This window comes from Bradyrhizobium sp. MI1.3 (assembly GCF_055811695.1).
Genome location: NZ_JBVVPQ010000031.1, coordinates 67,656 through 89,522 on the forward strand (window position 1 = coordinate 67,656; position 21,867 = coordinate 89,522).

General features: G+C 58.5%; 13 protein-coding genes. 5 read left to right on the plus strand and 8 right to left on the minus strand.

The window, feature by feature from the left end; all coding sequences use genetic code 11:
• Positions 1 to 1,144: 1,144 nt before the first annotated feature.
• Genes AC0L3A_RS22695 through AC0L3A_RS22705 form a run of 3 tightly spaced genes read right to left on the minus strand, consistent with a single transcriptional unit; the run spans position 1,145 to position 11,667 of the window.
• Entirely contained in the window at positions 1,145 to 7,042 is a 5,898-nt protein-coding gene (locus AC0L3A_RS22695; RefSeq protein ID WP_473255216.1) for a DEAD/DEAH box helicase, read from the minus strand.
• 18 nt (positions 7,043 to 7,060) lie between these two features.
• Positions 7,061 to 9,085 (minus strand): hypothetical protein, encoded by a 2,025-nt coding sequence (locus AC0L3A_RS22700; RefSeq protein WP_473255217.1) that lies wholly within the window; start codon positions 9,083 to 9,085, stop codon positions 7,061 to 7,063.
• An 11-nt stretch (positions 9,086 to 9,096) separates the two neighbouring features.
• Positions 9,097 to 11,667 carry a hypothetical protein gene (locus tag AC0L3A_RS22705; protein ID WP_473255218.1) on the minus strand — a complete coding sequence of 857 codons (2,571 nt, stop codon included), beginning with the start codon at positions 11,665 to 11,667 and terminating at the stop codon, positions 9,097 to 9,099.
• Between the two features lie 492 nt (positions 11,668 to 12,159).
• Between AC0L3A_RS22705 and AC0L3A_RS22710 the strand changes: the two genes are divergently transcribed.
• Positions 12,160 to 13,437, plus strand: a complete 1,278-nt coding sequence (locus AC0L3A_RS22710; RefSeq protein WP_473255219.1) for a DNA cytosine methyltransferase — start codon at positions 12,160 to 12,162, stop codon at positions 13,435 to 13,437.
• Positions 13,438 to 13,474: 37 nt separating this feature from the next.
• On the plus strand, positions 13,475 to 13,873 hold the full coding sequence (locus AC0L3A_RS22715; RefSeq protein WP_473255228.1) for a very short patch repair endonuclease: 399 nt from the start codon (positions 13,475 to 13,477) through the stop codon (positions 13,871 to 13,873).
• Here the strand turns inward: AC0L3A_RS22715 and AC0L3A_RS22720 are convergent.
• From AC0L3A_RS22720 to AC0L3A_RS22740, 5 genes are read right to left on the minus strand one after another with little or no spacing between them, the layout of a single operon-like run.
• Positions 13,849 to 15,189 (minus strand): AAA domain-containing protein, encoded by a 1,341-nt coding sequence (locus AC0L3A_RS22720; protein ID WP_473255220.1) that lies wholly within the window; start codon positions 15,187 to 15,189, stop codon positions 13,849 to 13,851. The genes AC0L3A_RS22715 and AC0L3A_RS22720 overlap by 25 nt on opposite strands.
• Positions 15,186 to 16,589, minus strand: a complete 1,404-nt coding sequence (locus tag AC0L3A_RS22725; RefSeq protein WP_473255221.1) for a hypothetical protein — start codon at positions 16,587 to 16,589, stop codon at positions 15,186 to 15,188. The genes AC0L3A_RS22720 and AC0L3A_RS22725 overlap by 4 nt, the downstream gene beginning before the upstream one ends.
• Positions 16,586 to 17,566, minus strand: coding sequence for a hypothetical protein (locus tag AC0L3A_RS22730; protein ID WP_473255222.1), 981 nt, complete (start codon positions 17,564 to 17,566; stop codon positions 16,586 to 16,588). Before AC0L3A_RS22730 ends, AC0L3A_RS22725 begins: the two co-directional genes overlap by 4 nt.
• Positions 17,567 to 17,624: 58 nt before the next feature.
• Positions 17,625 to 18,386: a hypothetical protein gene (locus AC0L3A_RS22735; protein ID WP_473255223.1), complete on the minus strand. Its 762-nt coding sequence runs from the start codon at positions 18,384 to 18,386 to the stop codon at positions 17,625 to 17,627.
• A gap of 53 nt (positions 18,387 to 18,439) precedes the next feature.
• Complete coding sequence (locus AC0L3A_RS22740; protein WP_473255224.1) at positions 18,440 to 19,390, minus strand: HNH endonuclease; 951 nt, start codon at positions 19,388 to 19,390, stop codon at positions 18,440 to 18,442.
• Positions 19,391 to 19,600: 210 nt separating this feature from the next.
• Here AC0L3A_RS22740 and AC0L3A_RS22745 point away from each other — a divergent pair, with 210 nt between their 5' ends.
• From AC0L3A_RS22745 to AC0L3A_RS22755, 3 genes are all read left to right on the plus strand, one after another.
• Complete coding sequence (locus AC0L3A_RS22745) at positions 19,601 to 20,797, plus strand: tyrosine-type recombinase/integrase (protein WP_473255225.1); 1,197 nt, start codon at positions 19,601 to 19,603, stop codon at positions 20,795 to 20,797.
• A 129-nt stretch (positions 20,798 to 20,926) separates the two neighbouring features.
• A complete protein-coding gene (locus AC0L3A_RS22750) occupies positions 20,927 to 21,163 on the plus strand; it encodes a hypothetical protein (RefSeq protein WP_473255226.1) in 237 nt (78 codons plus the stop codon).
• The gene (locus AC0L3A_RS22755) at positions 21,160 to 21,405 is read left to right on the plus strand and encodes a hypothetical protein (RefSeq protein WP_473255227.1); all 246 of its coding nucleotides are present in this window, start codon (positions 21,160 to 21,162) and stop codon (positions 21,403 to 21,405) included. The genes AC0L3A_RS22750 and AC0L3A_RS22755 overlap by 4 nt, the downstream gene beginning before the upstream one ends.
• The last annotated feature ends 462 nt before the right edge of the window (positions 21,406 to 21,867 follow it).

The following is a 21,867-nucleotide window of genomic DNA, read 5'->3' on the forward strand; positions in this document are numbered from 1 at the left end:
CGTCGGACTCGCAGCCTCGAGCGGCTCTGGCCTGGAAGTGAAGGACGGAAGGATCACCGCAAACAGTGCACTTAATCGGCTTAACGCCCGAGGTGACTTCGAATCCTCCATTTGGGATCAGTCGTCGGGCGACGTGTTTTCGCCCGCGGAGGCTTAATCTGCGCTGCAGGGAGAAATCCTATGGATTCCGTTCGCCAGCGACCAAACCGACTTCGATCCAGCAAAGTGTCTGCGCGGCGGCAAGTACCGAAGGGGGCGGAGACTACCTTCGCGGACTACCGCCAAGCTTTGGATGCGCTCGCCCGGATGAAGCCGACCGCTTATTGGAGGCGTCCCAATTCTGCTGGCAACTGGGGCATCGTGAGCGCAGCTGGCTTTCGGCCTCGATCAGCACAGGAACTTGGGCTCGCTGCCGCCGAAGGTGCCGGGCAATGAGCTGCAGTCACGCTGAAGTGCGGCTTCAGTAACGAGCGATCCCTCCCTTCATGGTGGAGCTGCTCGAATGCTTCGGCTCGGAGATGCGGTGTGGCGGAGCCAATAGGCTCTTCTTCGAAGGGCTGCAATCAGACGGCTTGAAAAGCACTTTGGCGTTCGTCGCTCGCTGCGCCACGTCGAGCCGTGGCTAAACGTCTACGTCGTGATCGGAGACAATGGTCGGCTGGTGACAGCCGCCCGTCGTACTCGACGCTTCAATCGACCTTAGACGACGAAACGAATCGGAGCCCCTATCCATGCACTTGAACAATATAAGTCTCTCGATCGTTACTCTTCGACAATCGCCGCCGCTACATCTGCCGAATAGAGTATCTATGTAGGCGAGGGCTGTTGGGCCGAAAGCAAGTCCTAGCTGGGCTGCCGCACCCCAGGGTGGCAAACGTTGAGCGGATCTCCTACTTCCTCGGACGACAGAGCCGAGAGTCCCTATCGGCCAAAACAAGCGCCAGCACGTTGGACGCCACTCTAAGAAAGCTTCGAGCTCAGGTCCAGGAACTCTCAGCTTAACGCGCTCTGCGTATTACCTAAGCGAATGCAATATATTCGGTCCTGATTTTTCAGAGTGGTACGGAGTGTAGCTAGCGATCATTCCACAGCGTTGCGAGTCTACGGCGTGTCACCCTTTGAAAGCACAAGCTATGGTTAGTTACTACGGCAGCCCTGGAACTCGATTCCGTGCATGTTCAATCGCCTTCACCGGGCGACGAGCCACATCAAAGGTATCGACGAAATGAACACTGTCAGCTGGCGCAGCTTTGACCGTCTCGCTCAGAGCTCCGGTTGATACCGAGGTCTCGTCGAGCCTCCAGAACGGGTGCACCATGACGAATGCCTCTGTCCCTCCCCCATAGCGCCGGATCAAGACTGGCAGATCCAAGGGGCCACAGGGCAGAACGCGTCGGTTGTCGGGGTCAAGGCGACGAACCTCCTCAGCAGCTTCCGCAGCCAGGCGTGGCCAATCCGTGAGTTCGGGATGGACTGCAAAGCGCCCGTCGAGCCCTGCCCTGAAACAAGGATCCAACATTCCGCGGAGGAAGCCGAGACCTAGTCGCCAGTCGAGAAGTCCATGGTAAGCCCGATTGTTGTATCGTTGAAGGCAGCGATAACATGATCTAGCGCAAGTCTCGAGATGCTCTTCCTCGAAGAACGCCTTGACCAGCATATCGCTGGGATCATTTACCAATGAATCAAGCAACCGAGTAACCATGGGGCGACTTCCGTCGTCGAGAGCGGCAAGGCGTCTTGAGAAACCGGCGCCATTCACGAGAAAGTCGGCGATCTGCAGCATCGGAAGTCCGTTCCTCAGTCGCGGCTCGAGAGCCTCAAACTCCTCGGGTCCGATGTCCATTTCAAGCGCAGCGCGCTGGACGATCAGTTGCGTCGCCGAGATGGCTGCTGCTCGCACGCTGATCGCATGTGGCTCGCGACTGCCCACACGATCGAACGAAAGCCCGCGTGGCACCGACCGCATGAGCAGGTAGAGTGAATCAGTCCTTTTTCGGGACATCAAGCGAACCGTTTCCGGGTCCGCCGGTAAGGCGTTGGTATCCGTCGCCCGCTCCCAACGTTTCGGATCGCTTGCCACCTCTGCGAGGATTGCTTGGTCGGTCAGCCTGTTCATCCAAATGGCCGGGCTTTCCTGGACCTTGAACCCCTTCTGCGAAACTCCAACGACGGGGAATCCTACGGGCTCGCCGCTGTCTCCGATTGGACCCCGGTTACGGCGAATGACAGCCGCTTCGGCGCCAGTACCGAACGCCATGTTGGATTCTTGGACTGGTGTGGACTCCAGGTCTTCGATTTCGCTTGAGGTCTCACGTCGAAACGCAAGACCTCGTTCCTCATCTTGATCAACCGGGGTTGGCTCGAAGGAGGTCCTGAACGCCGCTGGGACGTGGTACAGTTCAAAAGCGGATGGAATAATGATCTCCTTGCAGTCTCCGCAGGGTTGAGGCTCGAAGACTCGGGAGGGCGAGGTATTGGTCGCACCACAACGCGAGCAGATACCGATATGGACGGTGTCTTCCCACCACACAGCACTACTCCCAGACAGCAAGCGCGCTCGATTTTGCTTATCGACATGAATGCGGCCAAGCGGAGCAGTAAACCCGATGGACGTGTGTTTACGCTTGTCGCGAACGAGGGAGCGTCCCGGGGCGAACTCATAGATCGCCAAATCCATTTCGCGATCGATGGTGTCCCAGTCCGGCTCGCCCAGCTCGTTCGAATCCACTCCGACATACAGGTCTCGCACGCGAGTTGGCATGCCATACATTGGTAGGAGCCCTTGTTCCGCCAAGAAACTGGCGAGGCCACCGGGGTGGTTCTGGCCCACTTCGGATCGGCTCCGGATCTCCTCCATCATCTTCTCGATCGTGGCTTCTCCGAGAAGAATGGATTCTCGGCCGGGGAGACCAAGCCCAAGAACGCGCGCACAGCTCGTGCGCACCTCTTCCGTGGTGCGCAGAGCTTCGGCGAGCGCACGGAACCAATCAGCATCAACATCATAGAACGTGGCGGCGGGCAGGAATTCTCCATGAATGTCGGGTTTGGCGTCATCCCCTGGCCAGTTCGTCCCCGCCGCCTCGCGCAACGTAGTGAAGGCGGCAGTGAGCCATACCTTTCGCAAGAGGCGAAGCGGAATGGCGAGATGGTCCATCGTCAGAAATGGCGGAGGTGGCGGATCTCCCGTGATGGCTTCGGGATGTGCGAAGTAGTGAAGGTCGTGGCTACGACTCCGACAGAGCGTGGCCGCGAGTGAGAAGGCCTGCCCACGACGACCGGCGCGGCCAACGCGCTGCTGATAATTGAAGCGTTGTGGTGGCATGTTGGCCTGGTAAACCGCCTGCAATGCGCCAATATCGATGCCGACCTCCATCGTCGTCGTGACCGACAACATGTCGATCTCCTTGGCTTTACGTTCCAACGAGGCATCGTAGTTTCCCGCATCATCCACGAAAATCCCCCGGAACCGACGGAGGCGTTCGGCGGGCGATCGAGTTTGGCCCGTCAGTTCCTCGCATCGTAGGCGGAACGCGCCAAGTCCTTCCGCAGTGCTCCGTTCCACGCGCTTCGCAAGCACATTGCGCTTGCGCAGTTCGCTGACCGGGCCTGTTGGCTTGACGGGAAGCGGCTCTTGGCACCGGGTGCAGACGCCCGTGCCGCGGTGCAAATGCGCCCGAGAGCAGTTCGTGCATTCGTAAAATTGATGATCGGGCGCCACGAGCCGCACGTAGAGCCGCTCGGGCTCGATGAAACCATTCTTATGTCCAAGAGCTTCGAATTTTGCCAACACCGCCTCGAGCTCCGGCACTCGATCGCCTCCCGCGCTTGCCGCCGCAAACTCCGAGACGCGGACGCTTCTGATGGCGTGGGCGTCCGGCCAATCCTTCTTCCGATCGTTGCGTTCGACCCATTTGTTGCCGAGAACACGATAAGCGTCGGCGAACACTCTCAGATATGCGTCGAAATAGTCGGTCCGTTCCTCCTGTTTCAGAAACAGGCTTGGGTACCCTAATCCAGTCTCCTCAAGGGCGAAATACGTCTTGGAAAAAAGCACATCGTCGACGAGTGGCCTTTGCTCTCTGGCGACCGATAGCCTTGCCTCAACAAGCGCGAGGCTATCGCCCTGACTGATCCAATCGACACGATTTCCTTTCTCGACGAAAAGATTCTGCCATTCGAATTGCGCCGAGAGCTGTCCTTGGCTCGGAATCTTTCCGATTCCTACCTCGTCAGTTGGGTGCATTCCAATGCGCACCATCTTCGACAACAAGGGTCCGGCTTCTCGTGTCGGCGGCGCGTCCGCAGTGGGAACCCGTTCGACCACAGAGACGAGAGGGATGCGATCCACGTCACCGCGCCGCTTCAGCTGAGCAAGCTTGAGACCGAGTCGCACAAATTCGATGTCGTCGTCTCGCGCAGACGCTTCGGCTCGCCTCGATCTGAGATCAGCCTCCGATTCAATGGGCGCTGACGCAACCTCGCGCAACGCCTCAAGCAGCATCTGACGACGGCTATCCTGATGATGCCGTCGTTCGATGTCGAGTGCTGCCCGGGACGCATCTTGTCTACTGTCAGAGAAGACCACTGCCTTGGCCTCGTCTCCGCCGGCGTGAAGTAACTCGAATACTTCGGTCGCGACGAGTTGAGAGCTTTTCGCGAAACCAGCTCGAAAGTTTCGAATGGGTGATTGTCTAAATCTCAAGCTGCGACCCGAATAGTCGGCGCCACAGGCCGGACAGCAATTGGGCCCTGCGGAGCCGGGGCGGCGCAATTCGCGCCCCCCATTTTTTCGTGGCACCTTGAATATTCGGCCCCCAATCCGGTCGACTCCCGGCGCACCGGCGTCACTAACTAGACCGTTACGCGTGTCCAGCACCGCTTCCGGCCAGGCCTCATCGGGGTTGTCTCCACGCTTCGCGAGACGTCGTGATGGCCAGAAGATCGCGAAGTCCTCGTAGCTCAGGTCCTCATAGTTACCTTCCACACCGCCTTCAGGAAGAGACTCCAGGTCAGGCGACGCCGGCAGAAGTTCGACCTGGATACCAAGATTTGCTGGATGCTCCCCACGCCGGCCGCCTATGAATTCTTCGCCGCAAGCTTCGCAGTACACGAGCTCGAATACCCTGCGCACGTGGTCACCTTCGCGTGCATAGGTGGTCCCACGTTCGACAGTCACACCATCGAACTCGATGTCGCCGCTCGGCTGACTGACAGGTGTGGCGAACAGACCTTCCACCGAACGAATGAATACATGTTGGCGGAAACTGGTCACACCGTCCCGCGTCTTCGTGGAATAGAGAGCTTCCAATCGCTCCCCGAGACCACGCAGTAAGGTCAACCCACGCAACGCATCCAAGGCCTCGTCGGATCGGGAACCAAAAATTCGTAGCGCTAATACGTCGATAGCCGTGGCCCGCAACTCTGTGCCATCACCGTATCGACACCCAGCTGCCAAAGTAGCGGCGGCGGCTTCCACGCCACGTTTGGCGGCCTGAGCCGAATCGCTATGCGGCTCTGCCGGCAAAAGAACCTTCACACATTCATGAACGGCCCGGTCCAGTTCTTCGCTTCGCGCGAGGCGGCCCGCATAGCCCCCGGTGGAAGATACCACCTGCACCAATGTCCGAAACGGAACGCCGTCCAGGGGAAGCGCGGTGTCTATGCTGTCGATTTCCGGCTCACCGGATACCACGCATTCCAACCAAGCATTCTTCGAGGCAGCGCCTTCCGAGCCGGGCTCGGCATATGTGCCCAGAGGACCAAAGAAATCATAGAGATATTTGAGACTTCGTTCCCGGCCTTCTCCTTCGAGCGGTAACGAGGCGCTTGAGGCCAATATACGCAGCTTGTGGCGAGTCTCCGGACGATCCAAGCCGAGCCTGTTCAGCAAAACTCTGATGAGACCGGCCACCTCCGTCCCGGCAGAACCTCGGATTAGATGAAGTTCGTCGAGCACCAAGAAAAAATAAGCATTCTCCTCTCGCTCCAACCAGGAGCGCGTTTCATTGAAAATCCGCCGCTCGACATCTCGCGAGAGCATGGCGCCAAGCATCGATACGTTCGTTACGAGAACGTCGGGCGGCGTGCTCTGAATGTCCCATCGCGCCACGAGCTCCGCACCGTCCACCGACGGAAACAGGTAGCGAGTCGGATCGTCGTCAGGATGAGCAAGGTCGTGGCTCCGAGCTTTTCGTTGATCTTCCTCATATGTGCTCATCGCGTCAGCAACTCGCCTGACTCGCCGCGCGGCGCCATCCTGTTCTTTTTGCAAATGTGAACGACGAGGGTGCCTTAGATGGCCAGCTACGGGCGTCGCGCTGGTGTATCGCCCGAAAAAGATGCGGTTCCCGGAAAAGCGTCGATCCATAACTTCCTGCGCCTCGGGAGAGTCGAAGGTCCTTCGAAGACGCGTGAGTTGATCCTCGACAAGCGCGTTCATCGGATAAAGAATTAGTGCGCGAAGTGCCTTGGGTCGATTCGGATGCTCATCCTCCCGATGCAACTGGAATTCCGTCGGTGTATTCTTCCACCACGACCCCGCAAGAAACCCGCTGCGCGGAGCAGGCCAACGAACAGCCTCGTCCGCGATTGTAGCCAGGATCGGTAGCATGAACGATTCGGTCTTCCCGGATCCCGTGCCAGAGGTCACAATCCCCGGGGCGCCTCGCCTGGCCCCACGAGCAAGCATGTCTACCTGGTGTTGATAGGGCTTGAATTTGTGACGTCTCAAAAGCTCACTATCTCCCGCCTCGCCGGGAAAAAGGCCGGAAACTGCGAGTTCGGCGAAGGCGCGGCGCCCTTCTCGAGAGAGACAATCAAGCGGATTTCCCTCGGTCATGTCGATGAAATCGGCGAGCGCATGCTGCGCAGCCTTGTACCGTGGCACAGGCTCCAAAAAAGGCTGAGTAGCAAGCGTTCCCGGCGATCGGAGGAGCTCCTGCCGTTTGCGGGTCAGGGCCGATCTTCGCATGCGGAACGCGGTGTCAAGATAGGAGATGTAGAGCTCGCGGATTCGTTCAAAGCCGCCAAGAGGATCCAGCATCTCGTTTACTCCCCAGGGTTATTGTTCATTGTCGAGCAGTTCGCGCAACCATTCTGTACCTTTGCGAAGGCACGCGGCGACCTGCACATCCCCTTGTCCCGGGTCGGCGCAGGCAACAGCCCAAGCCTTCGCGTCAACGTCGGTCCCGAGAGCTAGAGCCGCGCGATAGATCAATCCTAGTCGTTGAAGACCAACTTCGTTCAAGTCGTGCTCGAATTCCGTCAGTGTCGCAAGGAGATCATCTCGCGTCGGCACGGGCACCGACGTCGCATTGAAACACGCGTACGCAGGCGCGCGCTTGGATACATAAGAGAGTAGCTGGGGCGTTAGACCAGCATGGGGTGTCGGTGAGACGGCGACTACCCATTTGTCCATGCCCCGCCAAACTCGGCTTGAATCCAGGAATGATTTGCCGATCGACGCGAAGACGAGAAGGTTGGGAGGTCGATGAGGACCTCTCAGCAGGTCCAGCATCGTCGGCCCCCACAAATCGAGCGGCGTACGCTGCAGCCCTTCCAACAGAACGATTCGAAAACGACTTGAATCAAATTGCGCAGCTGCCCATGCGCGGCCGAAGGCTGTGGGTCGAGAGGCGATTGAGTGTTGCCACAGGTCATCGACGCTTAGAATTGCGGGGTCAAGAGTCTGGCGCACGACGTCGCCCCCACAAATCGCTTCCGCATAGCAGTTGACCAAGCGGGCCGCTCGATCTTCAGGCAGGACCACCAACTCGCCCGAGCGGGCTGCGACATCAATCAACCTTAGTTCTGTCAAATCGTAACCGTAGCGCACCGCATTGCTTTGCAAAATCTGACCGAACTCCGGCCATTCATGGAAAGGTCGTTCTGCGAAGTCGGGCTTCGTCCAGGGCGCACCCGGCACGGCCAGGATTCCGAACTCGTGCGCCTGTTCTCTCAACCGTGCTCCAAGCTTGGACGCTAGCACCCGGATGGTTTGATGCGCGCCAATTGGTGCGTCAGAGAGCTGAAACAAAAGGGACGACAGCTCGTCCTTGACTGTCTGCTTCGCCTGTTCCGCATCGGTTCTTGCTTGCTGAGCCTCCATCCTCTCGCGGCTGGCATTCGCCGAGAGTTCCGACACTTCGGAAACCAGGCGATCTCGGTCAACGATCAGCGGCTCCATTTCCCGCTCGACCTCTTGCCGTATCTGCTGTTGGAGCTCTCGTCTCAAATTTAGTTCGATTTCTTCCCGCCGGGAAACAAGCTGCAGTTCGATCGGGCGCAACGCACAGAGGAGGTCAACCAGTTCCTCTAGCACAGCCAAGTTGTGAACGAGCTCGGGCACGAACGACTTCAGGCGCTCGCGAAACGAACTCAATTCAGCGCCGTCAGCGGGAAGAACTTCGGCTCGGGAAAGATAGGTTACTAGCTGAGAGATTTGAGCGCGGGTCAACGAACCATCGACTGGCTGAACTGCTTTACGCAATCGCTTGAGTACAGCGTCCAGAAAATCAGAATCTCGGCACCAGTTGAAAACACCAGCGGGTGGTCCGACGGTAACCCCCGGGACAGCTATCCAGCGGCCTCCAATCCGATCGCCTCCGAAAAGGCGCGCCTCGAAAACGTAAGCCTCAAGAGCCTCAAGGCGATCGATAGCGGCCACCCAACGACCTAACGTGGGATGCTGCTCCATCTTGAGGACAACACAGACGTCCCCTTTGAGGGCCGCCACGATAGCGTCCGTAGCCGGCAACATGGACTCCAGTCCGCGTTCCACCAGCGTGCGACGAGCATCTTCCGGTGAACCAGACCGAAGGTCCAAAACTTCCAGGGCGGCCCGCGGGTTTGTTAGTATGTATTGATCGGGCCCGGTATCAGTCCGCGGATTCGGCTCGACCTCAAATGTCAGAGGATCTCCCTCCCGGAAACCACTTAGACGGCGCGCGAACACCTTACCTTCGGTTGGGAGCGCCGCCTTCCAGTTGGAATAAACGTGCCAACAGCCGTCCTTCGCTTGCGCTACTGGTTCGATTCGCGTGTAGGGTTTAGGATCGTAGGCAGGGTGCCCCAGATAGACTTGCATTCGTATCCGCTCTAGTTCCGTGCTTGATACCACGATGGGCGTCGACCTAGTCGGCGCTGCTCGACTACGTGCTCAAAAAAGGGCTTTCGTCTGCGTTCGCCAAATATCCCAATCGCCGATCCCAATATTCGTGCGACCCAGAGCGCCGCTTCGGCGTCCGACGGATAGAGATAAGTCCAACTACCATCCGGGCGTAACGCTGGACCAGATGCTCGCAAACAACGGATTGCAAGCGCCCGAGCAATAGCCGTTGGCAGATGACCACTACGAGATCGACGGACGAAGCGGTCGGAAACCAATTCGAACAGCGGATCGCGACGTCTGCGATGCGCCTCAAGAATGGCCACCGTGCGTGACGAGGTCAAAAACGTGTCTTCGTTTGCGGTGACCCTATAGATGTCCCGGTCATCGCCGCGATCTCTAACGAGGCGCTCGAGTCGAACGGCTCCTTCCTGAGGACCAACTTTGTCGGCCGGCAAAAACAGACCAACGTCGAATTTCCAGATTCCTCCAAGAACCCGACCTTTGGCCGATCTAGGTTCAGGGGGCCAACAATTGGGGGCAGGCCGAACGCGCGGGCGTTGGTATTGCTGAACACCCCAGCCGAGATCGGCTGAGAGGGATTCGACATCCCCTCGGACAATGAGCATGGGCGGAGCCCACACCGACAGGCCAGCGCGCACGATCACATCGGTGCTTCCGGCGACAGCAGCTTCGTTCAGACGGCGGCGCGCGGCCGCTCCAACCGCCCCTCGCACGATAGCCAGATTCGTGGCGACCGCTTCCAAATAGGGCTTGCGCAGCCGCCACTTCCGCGCGCGCCAAGACTTCGAGACCAATGGCTCCAACCACTCGGCTTCGGCCAGACTCCGCAGAAAATCCCACACGAAATGCGGGTTTGGCAACACGGGTTGCAGTATTTCGACGAGCTCATTCTCAGCCCAGCCGCTCTTGGGGCTCGCATAAACGGCCTCAAGAATGTCCCACAATATGGACTCGACCGGCTCTGTTTTGAGTAATCCGGTTGAGAGCGTCCTTGCATGCGCTCGGTTCGCGCTGAGCAAATCGCGCTCCGATTCAAAAGTCGAATCTTCGACTGGAAAGTCCCAGCGTTCTGGAACCTCGTCTTCCAAACAAATTATCTTGTCCGTCTCGATTTTCGACTCAACGGCACGGACTTGCCATCGCCCTGCGACCGGTTCGTGAGCCACCAATTCCCAAGTCGGCCCTCGACCGGCGAGACTAAGTGATCCCTTTACCGTCCCAAGATTATCCAAAGTGAGCGTGCAGCCCTGAACCGCGTTGACGGTCGGGAGAATTGAGGGTCGCCCCAACCAAGTCGAGCGACCCGTCTTCACTCCGCCGCCAAATATCAGATCGATCAGGCGGATTCCAGTCGCTGGCGCAAGTCCAAGACGGCGTCGAAGCTCTGTCAAGGAAAGAGGCTCCAACTTTCCTGAAACGAGCCAACTACCCTCAAGCGGCCGCCAACTCGTATTTAGAGCCCATTTGATCGCTAAACTTTCGGTGCGCGCGAGCAGAACAACAACCGAATCCTCAGCAAATTCTCCCTCGTGCATCGACCAAACCGCACCTGGAGCTTCAGTGAGCATCAGTACTCCCTGGCGAAGTCCCTCGGTCAATTCAATCGGCAAGCTGGAAGGGCTGAGCTCCGCGAGCTGTTGGATCGAACCTCGCCAAGCAGGTTCGTCGCCGATCGAACCTCTGCTTCGAAAAAGCGCAACGGCCACTTCGTCTTGTTCATATCCCCCGAAGCGAACATCCAACCGCCAACGTTCTCGTCGAGCATCGGGATCTTCAGCAAGAAGGCGAGCGTCAATGCTTTGCACGAGCCGCCAGAATCTATGCCCTAAGAGCATGCGACGACGCGCGCGTATATTTGCGGCGAAGTCGGACAGCGCCGCCGCTACCGCACTCGGCATGAGATGGGAATGGTTCGGCCGCGCGAGCTCCTCGACCAGACGTTCGGGGTTGCGGCGAATGGCCGGTGAAAGCCTTCTTAGGATCTGCGTGAGCGAGCTCCGATCACCCCACGACGGAAACGCGATGCGGACCGCACAACCGATCAACGTTGCGTGGCCGGGATGGGGTAGAACGATCCGTCGGAATGGCTCTCCAGCAGCCCGCTTCCGGTCGCACCAATCAACCAGGGCTCTCCACAATTCGTTCACCCCGTCGACGGAATTGAATGGGCTATCCGTACCCAACAGTTCGCCTAGACGAATGCGAAAGTTCTTGGTGCTTCCAGCGCCGGCTTCAGTTGCTGAAACCAAACAGGTGAGCACGAGATAACGAAAATAAGTCGGGTTCTCGGCGTCCCTCAGGGGAGGCCTAAATTCTCCCGACAACCAGGCTTCAATATTCGACGGGTTGAAATGGGCGATGAAGGCTTGCTGGGCCTCAAGATCCCCAATCCCTTCAATTCCCGAGGCGATAGCGAGCTCCGCAGGGGTGGCGTCGAGAAAGAAAAGAGGGGCTCCGCCGGCCGCTCCGTCGGATCTCAAATAGTGAACGACGAGACGGCGTTCCCATTCCGAAGGAGACAACGCTCCGCTTGGCAATGTGTAGTGTCCCCCGCTCCCAACGAGGCGCTCTTGGGGCGCCCTCGGCGTTATGGCTTTTGCTAGTTGTGGATTAGCAATCCTGCTACGTGTATCGCAACAGAAATGGAGCGTTAAAGTATACTAAAGTTCGTCTCCGTATCCTTACGGGAGACTACTCGCTCACGCCTCGATAATTCCATTTCGCACGACCCGGTCAGAGCGAATGCAGCTCACTCTCTGGTTTCGGGCAAAGTATCGGATGAGTTTTTCGGTCGAATCAGGCGTGGAAAATGGGCGCAACAGCAAGACCCCTCAGCCGAATCATGACAACTGCGGCCCAAGTTCATGTAACAGACCCTGCCAACTTGCTTCAGCGCCCTGGTATCCTTCTAATCGGCGAAAGGCTCTGGCAAGATCGGTTGTTCCAAGCAGAAGGCTTCGTAAAGTTGGATTACCAATGGGGATGGAGTGCTCTAGACATGTTTGTCGGCAGTAGGTCGGGGCGCTGGCATGGGTGCGCTTGACGAACTTGCCCCGACGGTGGGGCTTCCCGATATTAGTTCGCTACAGGAACTTGAGTTGAGAGGGCGACCGCGACCGGCTCCCGACGGCCGAACGCTGCCGGTCAAAAAGAACAACGCCGAAAAATTGACCGTAACTGGGCTGTTCGCTGGCATCGGCGGACTTGAGCAGGGCTTCCGCCAAGCGGGCCATGTCAGCCGCATGCTCTGCGAGCTTGACCCACTCGCTCGAGGTGTCTTGAAACGTCACTTTCCTGATGCCGAAATTACGAATGACATAGCCAATCTAAAGTCATTGCCCCGCTCGGATGTGGTGACAGCGGGCTTTCCTTGCCAAGACCTGAGCCAGGTTGGAAGGCGAAAGGGAATTTCCGGGCCGAATTCGGGACTTATTGGATATCTATTCGAGCTTTTGCGGGGGGCGACCGAGCATCCCCGTTGGCTCGTCATCGAGAACGTCCCGTTCATGCTTAACCTTGATCGCGGACACGCCATTCGAACCATAACTAGCGCGCTCGAAGACTTGGACTATTCCTGGGCGTATCGGACCATCGATGCTCGCTCCTTCGGACTTCCGCAGCGCCGCCGTCGCGTCATTCTCCTCGCCTCGAGGACGTGTGATCCGCGGCCAGTACTGTTGGGCGTTGATGCCGGGCATCCGAAATCAGCAAAGCGCGGCTCGCACGGCTGCGGTTTCTATTGGACCGAAGGCAACACGGGTATTGGCTGGGCTGTGGATTCGGTACCTCCTCTCAAAGGGGGTTCCGCATTACACATTCCTTCGCCCCCAGCAATCTGGTTTCCACGTCGCCGCTTTATAGGCATTCCGGCCATAGAAGATGCGGAGAGGCTCCAGGGCTTTGGAGCTGGGTGGACCCGGACCGAAGCGGATCCTCGTACTGAACGTCAGCGTTGGCGCATGGTCGGCAATGCTGTAAGTGTGCCAATGGCTAAATGGATCGCAGAACGCCTCTGCGCCCCGGTCGAAAGATTCGATGAGAAGGTCGCTGAACCCCTTCCTTCCGATCGTGGCTGGCCGAACGCGGCGTGGGGACATGGTGGAAAGAGCGCGCGATCCGACGTGTCGGAGTGGCCTACCGTCCGCTCTCTATCGCATTTAATCCCCTTCTTGGAACACCCAATTGCGCCTTTGTCCAAGAAGGCTACCGCCGGATTTCACTCGCGATTGGTCGAAAGCAGTCTTCGATATGAGGAAGCGTTCGAACGCGATCTCAGAAATCATTTGAAAAATGTCGCGAAATATTGAGCGGCGCGATCAGGTCTCCCCCATCACGACCAACCGGATGAAGAGGACGGCGCAGAGAGACAATGCTGGTGAACGCAAGCTTCGGTCCGAGTTGCACCGTCGTGGTCTTCGCTTCCGCCTCCATCGTCGGATTTTGGTAGGCAGTCGCCGAACGGTGGACATTGCTTTTCCAGCTTCAAAGACCGCAGTATTCATCGATGGTTGTTTTTGGCACGGATGTCCCGAACACGGGACTTGGCCCAAAAACAATCGCGAGTGGTGGCGCGCAAAAATCCAAGGGAATATTGCACGCGATCGCGATACCGATCGTCGGCTCGTCGACGCCGGCTGGACTGTCGTGAGGGTTTGGGCCCACGAAGCGGTCGAAACAGCCGCGAGGAGGATCGAAACGGCCGTCATGCGCCGTCTTCGTCAGAGAGCGAAAACGCGCCGTTGATCGCCCAAGGCCTTCCAGATCGTGCGGTGGGCTTCGAACCCCGTCCAGGTCACGTCTTTGGCACCAGCCGCAACGGTGTCGCAGCCGTGAACGTATTCGCGGATGATTTCGTGAACCGACTCGCGGGCAACGACGATGCAGCCAATCTGGTGACGCGAGAGTGAGACGCACCAACGACCCGCTTGCAAATCGAACGGCGTTGGCGGACCCGGCCTCGACAGCGGGTGGCGCACGACCGAAATCGGGACCTGCAGGCCCTGCCATTTTTCAACGGTGTCGACGCGAACGCCTGGGCGCTGCGCCTGTCGAAGCCGATCACTAATGGCGCCGCCGGCGAGAACGTGCGGATCGATGACGCCTATATCTGCCTCATCGAGCATTCGTTGGCCGACCCATTCGGCCTGACGGACGAGGATGCGATCGGCCAATTCCGCCATGACGGCCGCTGCGCCTTGATCGGCTTCTTGGTGCGCCGGCGCTTCGCCCGGAAGCGTAACGGCGACCAGACTGGCGCCGCCGGCGATCGCGTCGAGGGCGCCATCGACGCCAGCTCGGACCCCAGCTAGGCCGAAACGCAGCCGCCTCATTCTCGGATCGACGACCGAACGGAACGGCAGATCGGGATAGAACGACGCTTGGACCAATTTGGCAGTGTCGCGCAGCAAGCGTCGCGTAACCGGAAGACTGAAAACGGGCGTATTGGGAAAGCGATCTAAGACATAAGCCGGCGCCGACCAATGTATCTTGTGGTTGCTGGCCTCTAGGTTGCTCACGTCGGTGGAAACCACCGGTGCGAGCTGACCAGGATCACCCACCATCATGACGCGGCGAGCGAGATCGGCGATCGGCATGAACTTGGCTGCTTCTAGCTGATAACTCTCATCGACGATCATGAAGTCGAAGCATCCCGAACCGAGGCGATCGAGATAGGACGCCAGCAGATCGGCGTTCGCTACGACCACGCCCGGTCCAACGTTGAGACCCGCAGTCCAGCCGTTCGAGGCATTGATCCTGCCGGCCAGATTTGCCGGCAGAGTGCGGTGGGTCGCGTGAACAAGTTCGAGCCGAGGAAGCCGATATCCAAGCAGTCGATCGCCAAGGTCGTAGAGCTGGCTAACGCCAGGCGTGACCACTGCGACACGCATGCCGGGCGCTGCGACAGCCACCGCGCACGCACATTCGACGAGATAGGTTTTCCCGGCGCCAGGTGGTGACTTGACGATGGTTATCGGGTCGGTGTCGAAAAGCGCATGGTCCACCGCCGCATCGAGAACCCGATCGGCATTGTCGCGGAGGAGCTGAAGGTTGGCACTCATGGGCGTCTTACTCCCGCGGCAACGCGAATGGCAGATACGCCCCGCGACGGTCCCGGTGCAAGCGCAGGCGCGGCCGCAGCGAAAAAGGCCCAAGGCTGCCGGTCGCGCACATGCTTCATGGCGCGATAATTGACGAAGCCATAAGGTTGTTTGAGGATGTCGAAGCGGGCTCCGACGCTCAGCAGGCCAACTTGCCGCACGCCATCCTTGATCTCGACCGAAATTCTCGTGCCGCCGCCGGCGAGGGGCTGAAATGCTCGCACGATGCCGGTGACACTACTTCCTGCAATTCGCACTTTGTCGTCGGATCGGAGCCGGATCGTTCCCTGAACAGAATCGACCTCGATCGTACAGGGTTTGAAACGCGGTCTCCGTTGCCTCACCGCAGTGACCACACCTTGAACTGCGGCTCCAACGCGCCGAGCCTCTTCGCGCACGATCGGATCGGCTTCGAGAGCGGCGAATTCCGATTTCTCGGCTCCGGTTTCCATTTCCCCTAGCCATTGGGCCAGCATGTCGGGCCGCCGTGCCGGGAAATGACCGTTCTGCAACGCATTGGCCATCCGATCTTTCGAATCGCCCGCGAGCTGCTCAAGACCGGTCAGCGAAAGTCTGAGCGCGAGAAAGGCGCGCCGGGCCTCGACCAGTAGGTTCCATTCACGAAGGATGCCCCGTCGCAGGATGTCTTCGATCTCAGAAATCAGCCGCGTGCGTCGACGGCCAATCGCAGTCTTCAGGTCTTTCCGCAAACGATCGATCCGATCGTCCATCGGTTGATCGGGCGTGTTCACCAAGATGCCCGAGGCGGGGAGCCGAATTCGGTCCCGAGCTTCGACAAGCGGGTCGCGGACGGCCGGGTCGAACCAGGCCAACATAGCGCCAAGATGTCCCTCCTCGACCGGCGCGAGACCGGTGACGGCGTGTTGCTGCAAGAGTGCGCGGGCGTCGGCGACCACTTGCTGGCCGGGGAAGGCCGCCTCGTGCGCAATGTTCCTGCAAATGACCCCCATGCGTTGGATCGCCGTTGGTGCGTTTTGGTTTCGCCAGTAGCGATGACCCAGGATGTCGAGTGCTTCGATTGTCGCGGCATGAGGAACCCAAACTCGCAACTCTCCCTCCGCTGCGATTGCGCGGCTTGCGACCTGGTCCAAGAAGGTTGCGAAGGGAGCAAGGTCGACCACGTCACGGCCAATCGGGTTGACCCGCAAGATCAAGGTCGGCGTGGCGTTCAATGGCCCGAAAGCTAATGCCTGGATTTGCTCCTCGGTGACGATCTTGATCGTGGCAATGCCGATCGTCACGGTAGGATCGGAAGACATGCTGCTCGCCGTGCGGATCGGAACAGCCGTGTTCAGGCTGCGAGCAAGGATGCGGTTCAAGGTATCGGTGTAATCGCTCATGCTGCACGCCCCTGACCGTTACGACTGGCGATCGTGCGCAGTTGTTCGGCGATGATCCGCTCCTGTTCGTTCGCTGGTTGGACAGAACCCTGCATCAGACCAATGACGTGGTTGAGTTCGAGATCGCCAAGGATATTGCGGGCGGCATCACCCATGTCACCGGTGCGCCCGGCCACGCGCTGGCGACACCATTGCGCCATCACGCAGCTCGCAAGGCAACTGTCCTGAAAGTTCGGGATGAGATCGGCTGCGACCGTGTAGGGTTCGGCACCGACGCGCAGCCCGTCGATCCGCGCGCGATGACGCAGAAAGGCTGCAATGCCGATCTGAACCGCTTCGACGGCGCCGCCGAGGTCTTCGAGCCGAGGCGCATGCGGGCGAAGACCATTCGGCCTCGAGAACACCAGCATGCCCTTGGTCTCGACCGCAATCGACGGGTCGATGGCGTGGTATTCGTGACGAAGCGCCAAAATCTGTACGCCGAGCTGCAAACGAACGCGGGCGAGGTCCGAGGGAGCGACCTCGTTTTCGCGGACGATGAACGACTTCAAGTCGCCCGGCAGGTACAGGCCGGTTACCGGTGAACGCACCAGCAGATCCGGTGCGATGAAGAAATAGGGTCGCGGTCCTGGCCGTGTCGGAAGCAGCAACTGAGGCTGGATGATCAGGTCGGGCACCGCCCGGCCAGCCTTTGCATCTTGCATGATCGTGCGCGTGATCCTGAGCCGAGCGATGCGGGCATCGTCCTTGCCGCCGGGATAGCTGTCCATCAGATTGCGTACCGTCAGGGCATCCGGGTCGAGGTTCCAGGTCGTCGCAATGGCCTCGCGAAGCAAGCGCGCGTCACCGGCATAGGCGTTTTGCTCGAATTGGGTACCGCGACGCCGCGACGATTGGCGTTCGCCGAATTCACGATCGTAAGGCGCGCCGATGACGCGCTCGTAAAATTTCTTTTCCGATCCCTCCTGCATCACCATCGCCCCGAGCACTTCGCACTTGGGGTTGGATGCCAGCCTGATCAGCGCAGCGCTTCCCTTAACCGTCATCGCGTGCGCTCCGCCAATCCTTGTGCGATCCCGGCAGCGACACGAAGCCGGCCGGCGCGCCGAACAGAAGAGCGCGCTCGGGCAAGCGTTCCGACAATGTCAGGGCCGCGGCCTCGCGAATTTGTCGATCCTCAGGCTCATATCGCATGATCGAAACCTCGATCGCCTTCAACCATTCATCGAACGGAAACTTACCGCGTTCAACGACGACGCCTACATCGCGCGCCTGATCGGCCGCCACGTAATTGAGGAGTTCCGGCTTCGCCGCGACGAGCTTGCCTTCATCGGCGGCCTGCGCCAAAGCGATTGCCCAGGCCGCACCTTTGAGAAAAAGAATTCGGCCGCTCATCGGCGCGATGATGCGATCGGCCAGCGACCAATCCGATCGCGCCCAAAACCGCTTCACAGCATCGCCGCGATCGTGCGTAATGCAGTGACAAAGATAGACCGGACGACGCCGCGACGAGTCATAAGACTTGATCTCGTCGGTCGACAGGGTGCCGAACCGCGTGGACGGAATCTCGCGGTCCTGCAAGGGGCGAATGATGCTGGCCAGAAGCAGCGAGTTAAGCGGAGTCTTTGCATCGGCCAGCGCTTCGATGACGATATCGCGAAGCGGCCGAGCCGGAGCTGGCGCAATCTTGGGCCGTGCCTTGCTCTGCAGAGCAGCGCGTTTTTCCTGTACCGCTTTCAGGCGGAGCTGGAGTTCCGCCTCTTCGTCGAGGAGGTTTTTAATGTCGTCATTTTTCATGCCTCCTACAGTATAGGAAACTATCGGACTTGTATAGGGGATTATCGGACTATTTAAGTCGCCGGGCGATACACGGATTCTCGGTGGTATTCAAGGAAGGGCCCCTGAACCTCAAGGAAAGGACCGCAGCTCTGTTTGCAGGCGTCCGCCAACCCTAACCGATCCAGGTCGGTGCTTTTGAGCTGCGGAGAGACGAGCACCGTTCCGTCGATTTCAAAGCTGATCAAGCCGCGATCGAAAAGGCGATCGACGTGCGGCGCCAGCGCCAGGCCATTTGCGCCATTGAGTCGCTCCCCGGCGGTTGCGCAGGCTCGCCACGGTTTGATGTGACTGGCTACTAGCAGGTCGCGATTGTCGATTTTGGTTAAACGGCAAGCCGACTCAAGGTCGAGAACGCGCCGACGAAAAAGTCCCTGTCCGTGCCGGGCGAGGACGACCTGTTCTTTGGTGGTCGTATCCAGACCTGGGTCTTGTTGGATGGCTTTCTGTTGTTCGTCGTCGGCTCGCGTCAGTGCTGGCACGTCGGGCTCGGGATCGGTAGCCGGCATCTCGTCCAACCCGCCACGTCCAACGACAAGATCAAATGCCGGTTTGCCGACCTCTGCCAAGTAAGCCTTTTGATTTCCGTTGCCATTCGCAGGCTGGATCGGTGAATATTTGCTTGGCAAAAGTGGGCCGAGCTCGTCGATGATATCTTTGGGGCGAATCGACGTACGCAAGGGTCTCCAGTTCACCGGCAAAAGCCAGCCGTCAGCGCTCCAATACTCGCCGGCCGTACCGAAGCCGCTAGGCTTCAAGGCGGGGACCGCAAAATCCTGTACGACTCCAACATTTTGGATCTGCCCGTAGGCATAAGACAAGACCGGATCGCCCGGCGCAGCGAGTCGCATGTTTTCATAGAACTGGCTGCGTGTGCCGTTCGCTTCTTCCTTCGGCGACCAAAGGTAGCCGCCGCCGACTTCTTGACGCGACGTCTGTTTGTGATTTACCCACCAATATTTCACCGATTGCCTTTGTAGCTAATAGAGTGACGAAATGCCATTTTCTGGCTAGCCAATTTAGCCGCGGTCGACCATTTGCACTACTGCTAAGGCACTTCACTAAAAAGGAAGTCGTATCGCTCTTTTGGAATTTGCGGCCCCATCGAAACTCCTCCAGCCGTGGACTGAATCCCAATTTCTATATGGGCTCGGACACGGCGCGGAAATTTTGAAATGGCTCGCATACGGGTGCTCACCGCACTCAAGATCAGACGGAATCTCAAACCGGGAATGTATGCCGACGGGCTTGGGCTCTATCTGAAGGTCCGCGACGGCAACTCCAAGAGTTGGATCTTCCGCTATCGCATTGGCGGCAAACTGCGGGACATGGGCCTTGGCCCATTTCATACGGTGTCGCTCGCCGAGGCCCGTGAGAAGGCAGACGTTTGCCGAACCATGCGTCTCAAAGGCCTCGACCCGTTGGAGGAGCGTCTTAAGGAGCAGCAAGCCAAGACCGTCGAAGCGGCGGAGGCCATCACCTTCGAAAGGTGCGCTGAGACTTATATTGCTACCCACAAGGAGGGCTGGAAGAACGGCAAGCACGTCGACCAGTGGACGACGACCCTCCAAACCTACGTTTTTCCTATTTTCAAGGACCGGCCAGTCGCCGCTATCGACGACGACCTAGTTCTGCAGGTTTTGCAGCCGATCTGGAACGAGAAGACCGAGACGGCATCTCGCATCCGAGGCCGGATCGAACGCATTCTCGATTGGGCGCGCGTGATGAAGTTCCGCGCGGGCGACAACCCAGCTCGGTGGAAGGGTCATCTCGATCATCTTCTGGCTAAGCGCTCACGAGTGGCAAGCATCAACCATCATGCCGCCCTGCCGATCGACGCGACGCCCGACTTCATTCAGATTCTGCGCCGGGAGAAAACCATCGTCGCCCGCGCCTTCGAATTCTGTATCCTCAACGCTACGCGGACCGGAGAAACGCTAGGTATGCGTTGGGCCGAGTATGACGAAAAGGCTCAGCTCTGGACGGTGCCCGGGGCGCGAATGAAGGCGGGCCGGGATCACCGGATTCCGCTTGCCGAACGATCGCGGATTATCCTTGCCGAAATGCAGGAAATCCGCACCAGCGACTTCGTTTTTCCTGGAGGAATCAAGGAACGGCCGCTCAGCTCGATGGCTTTCCTTATGCTGCTGCGGCGCCTGGAGCGTCAAGACATCACCGCCCACGGGTTTCGCTCGACGTTCCGCGACTGGGCGGCCGAACGCACCGACTTTCCAAACGAGGTCGTCGAAATGGCGCTCGCCCACACCATTGGCAATAAGGTTGAAGCTGCTTACCGGCGCGGTGACCTGCTCGATAAGCGTCGCCAGCTTGCCGACGCATGGGCCGCGTTTTGCGCCAAAACCGCTCCCTAGCCGTGATCAGCCAGCCTCGAAACCCTACTACCACGAGGCGTCAAGACAGTGCGCACGCAGCCGCACGCATACGTATCGCATCTATATCCCTTTGGAAGACGAGATCTTCCGGACAACTCAGAGGATTAGATGAAGCTACAACTCGAAAAAACCAAGGGAGCAATGTCGGTCAACGACTTTGCTGTCTGGGCTGGTATTGGACGCACAACTGCATGGAAGGAAATCCGTGAGGGTCATCTTCGTGCTGTTAAGGTCAGCACCCGCACAATCATTCGCTTCTCGGACGCCGAATTTTGGCTTGCCGCACGCCCCCAACTCGAATGCCGCGGTAAGCCATCTAAGCAGCTAGTGGGATCATTGCCATGAGCAAGCTTTTCCACGAACAGGACACACCTGAGCAGCGGCGGCAGATTATTGAACTCGAATGCCGCGGATTTCCGGTTCGCCGAATGACTCAATATCACGTCAAGATCGGCAAGGTTAACTATTACATTACCAAGGGCACGATCACGATCGATCCCACGATCCGGCACGAGAAGAAGGGATTCGATGCCCTGCTTGGCCTGCTGGACCAAATGTCTCGCAACGCTCGGACTGAAGTCGGCTGACCTGCAGTTGTATGACAGAGATGGGAGTTCTGACGTCCGCCCCACCGATAGGTGGTGGCGGACGCAGTTCTTGGGCGATCGATGATACCGATCCCCATTTTGGCGAAACGCTCTGGGTTGAGGGCCTCAAGACTGTTGATTCTGGTCTTGACAGCCATTATCTCTAACGAACTGGTTTTAAGACGTAAGTCGTTGCAATCGCATCGAACTTCCTATGCATCTTGGATACGATTTAGCGTATTTTGCTCTCGACCATTCAACGAAATACCTCTCAAGCTCTTTCTTGCCAGTTTTACGTCCAAATTTTGGGTCGCCTCCGACCGGGCTAAGTCGCGACTTAGTCTCCGTAACTCGCGACACTTCACGTCGCTCAAGCCCCGAGAATCTAGTACCCACTTTTCTTGGATCGTGAGTCGTGATTCAAGATCTGGATGATACCCGAAGCAAGAGAAGTCCACCTTT

Bases quoted from the DNA above. Each gene is read 5' to 3' on its own strand.
- AC0L3A_RS22695 (WP_473255216.1), bottom strand. From the start codon at position 7,042: ATGCTGGATCCTCTTGGCGGCTTTGAACGAATCCGCGAGCTCTACATC.
- AC0L3A_RS22700 (WP_473255217.1), bottom strand. From the start codon at position 9,085: ATGCAAGTCTATCTGGGGCACCCTGCCTACGATCCTAAACCCTACACG.
- AC0L3A_RS22710 (WP_473255219.1), top strand. From the start codon at position 12,160: ATGGGTGCGCTTGACGAACTTGCCCCGACGGTGGGGCTTCCCGATATT.
- AC0L3A_RS22715 (WP_473255228.1), top strand. From the start codon at position 13,475: ATGAAGAGGACGGCGCAGAGAGACAATGCTGGTGAACGCAAGCTTCGG.
- AC0L3A_RS22720 (WP_473255220.1), bottom strand. From the start codon at position 15,189: ATGAGTGCCAACCTTCAGCTCCTCCGCGACAATGCCGATCGGGTTCTC.
- AC0L3A_RS22725 (WP_473255221.1), bottom strand. From the start codon at position 16,589: ATGAGCGATTACACCGATACCTTGAACCGCATCCTTGCTCGCAGCCTG.
- AC0L3A_RS22730 (WP_473255222.1), bottom strand. From the start codon at position 17,566: ATGGTGATGCAGGAGGGATCGGAAAAGAAATTTTACGAGCGCGTCATC.
- AC0L3A_RS22735 (WP_473255223.1), bottom strand. From the start codon at position 18,386: ATGAAAAATGACGACATTAAAAACCTCCTCGACGAAGAGGCGGAACTC.
- AC0L3A_RS22745 (WP_473255225.1), top strand. From the start codon at position 19,601: ATGGCTCGCATACGGGTGCTCACCGCACTCAAGATCAGACGGAATCTC.
- AC0L3A_RS22750 (WP_473255226.1), top strand. From the start codon at position 20,927: ATGAAGCTACAACTCGAAAAAACCAAGGGAGCAATGTCGGTCAACGAC.
- AC0L3A_RS22755 (WP_473255227.1), top strand. From the start codon at position 21,160: ATGAGCAAGCTTTTCCACGAACAGGACACACCTGAGCAGCGGCGGCAG.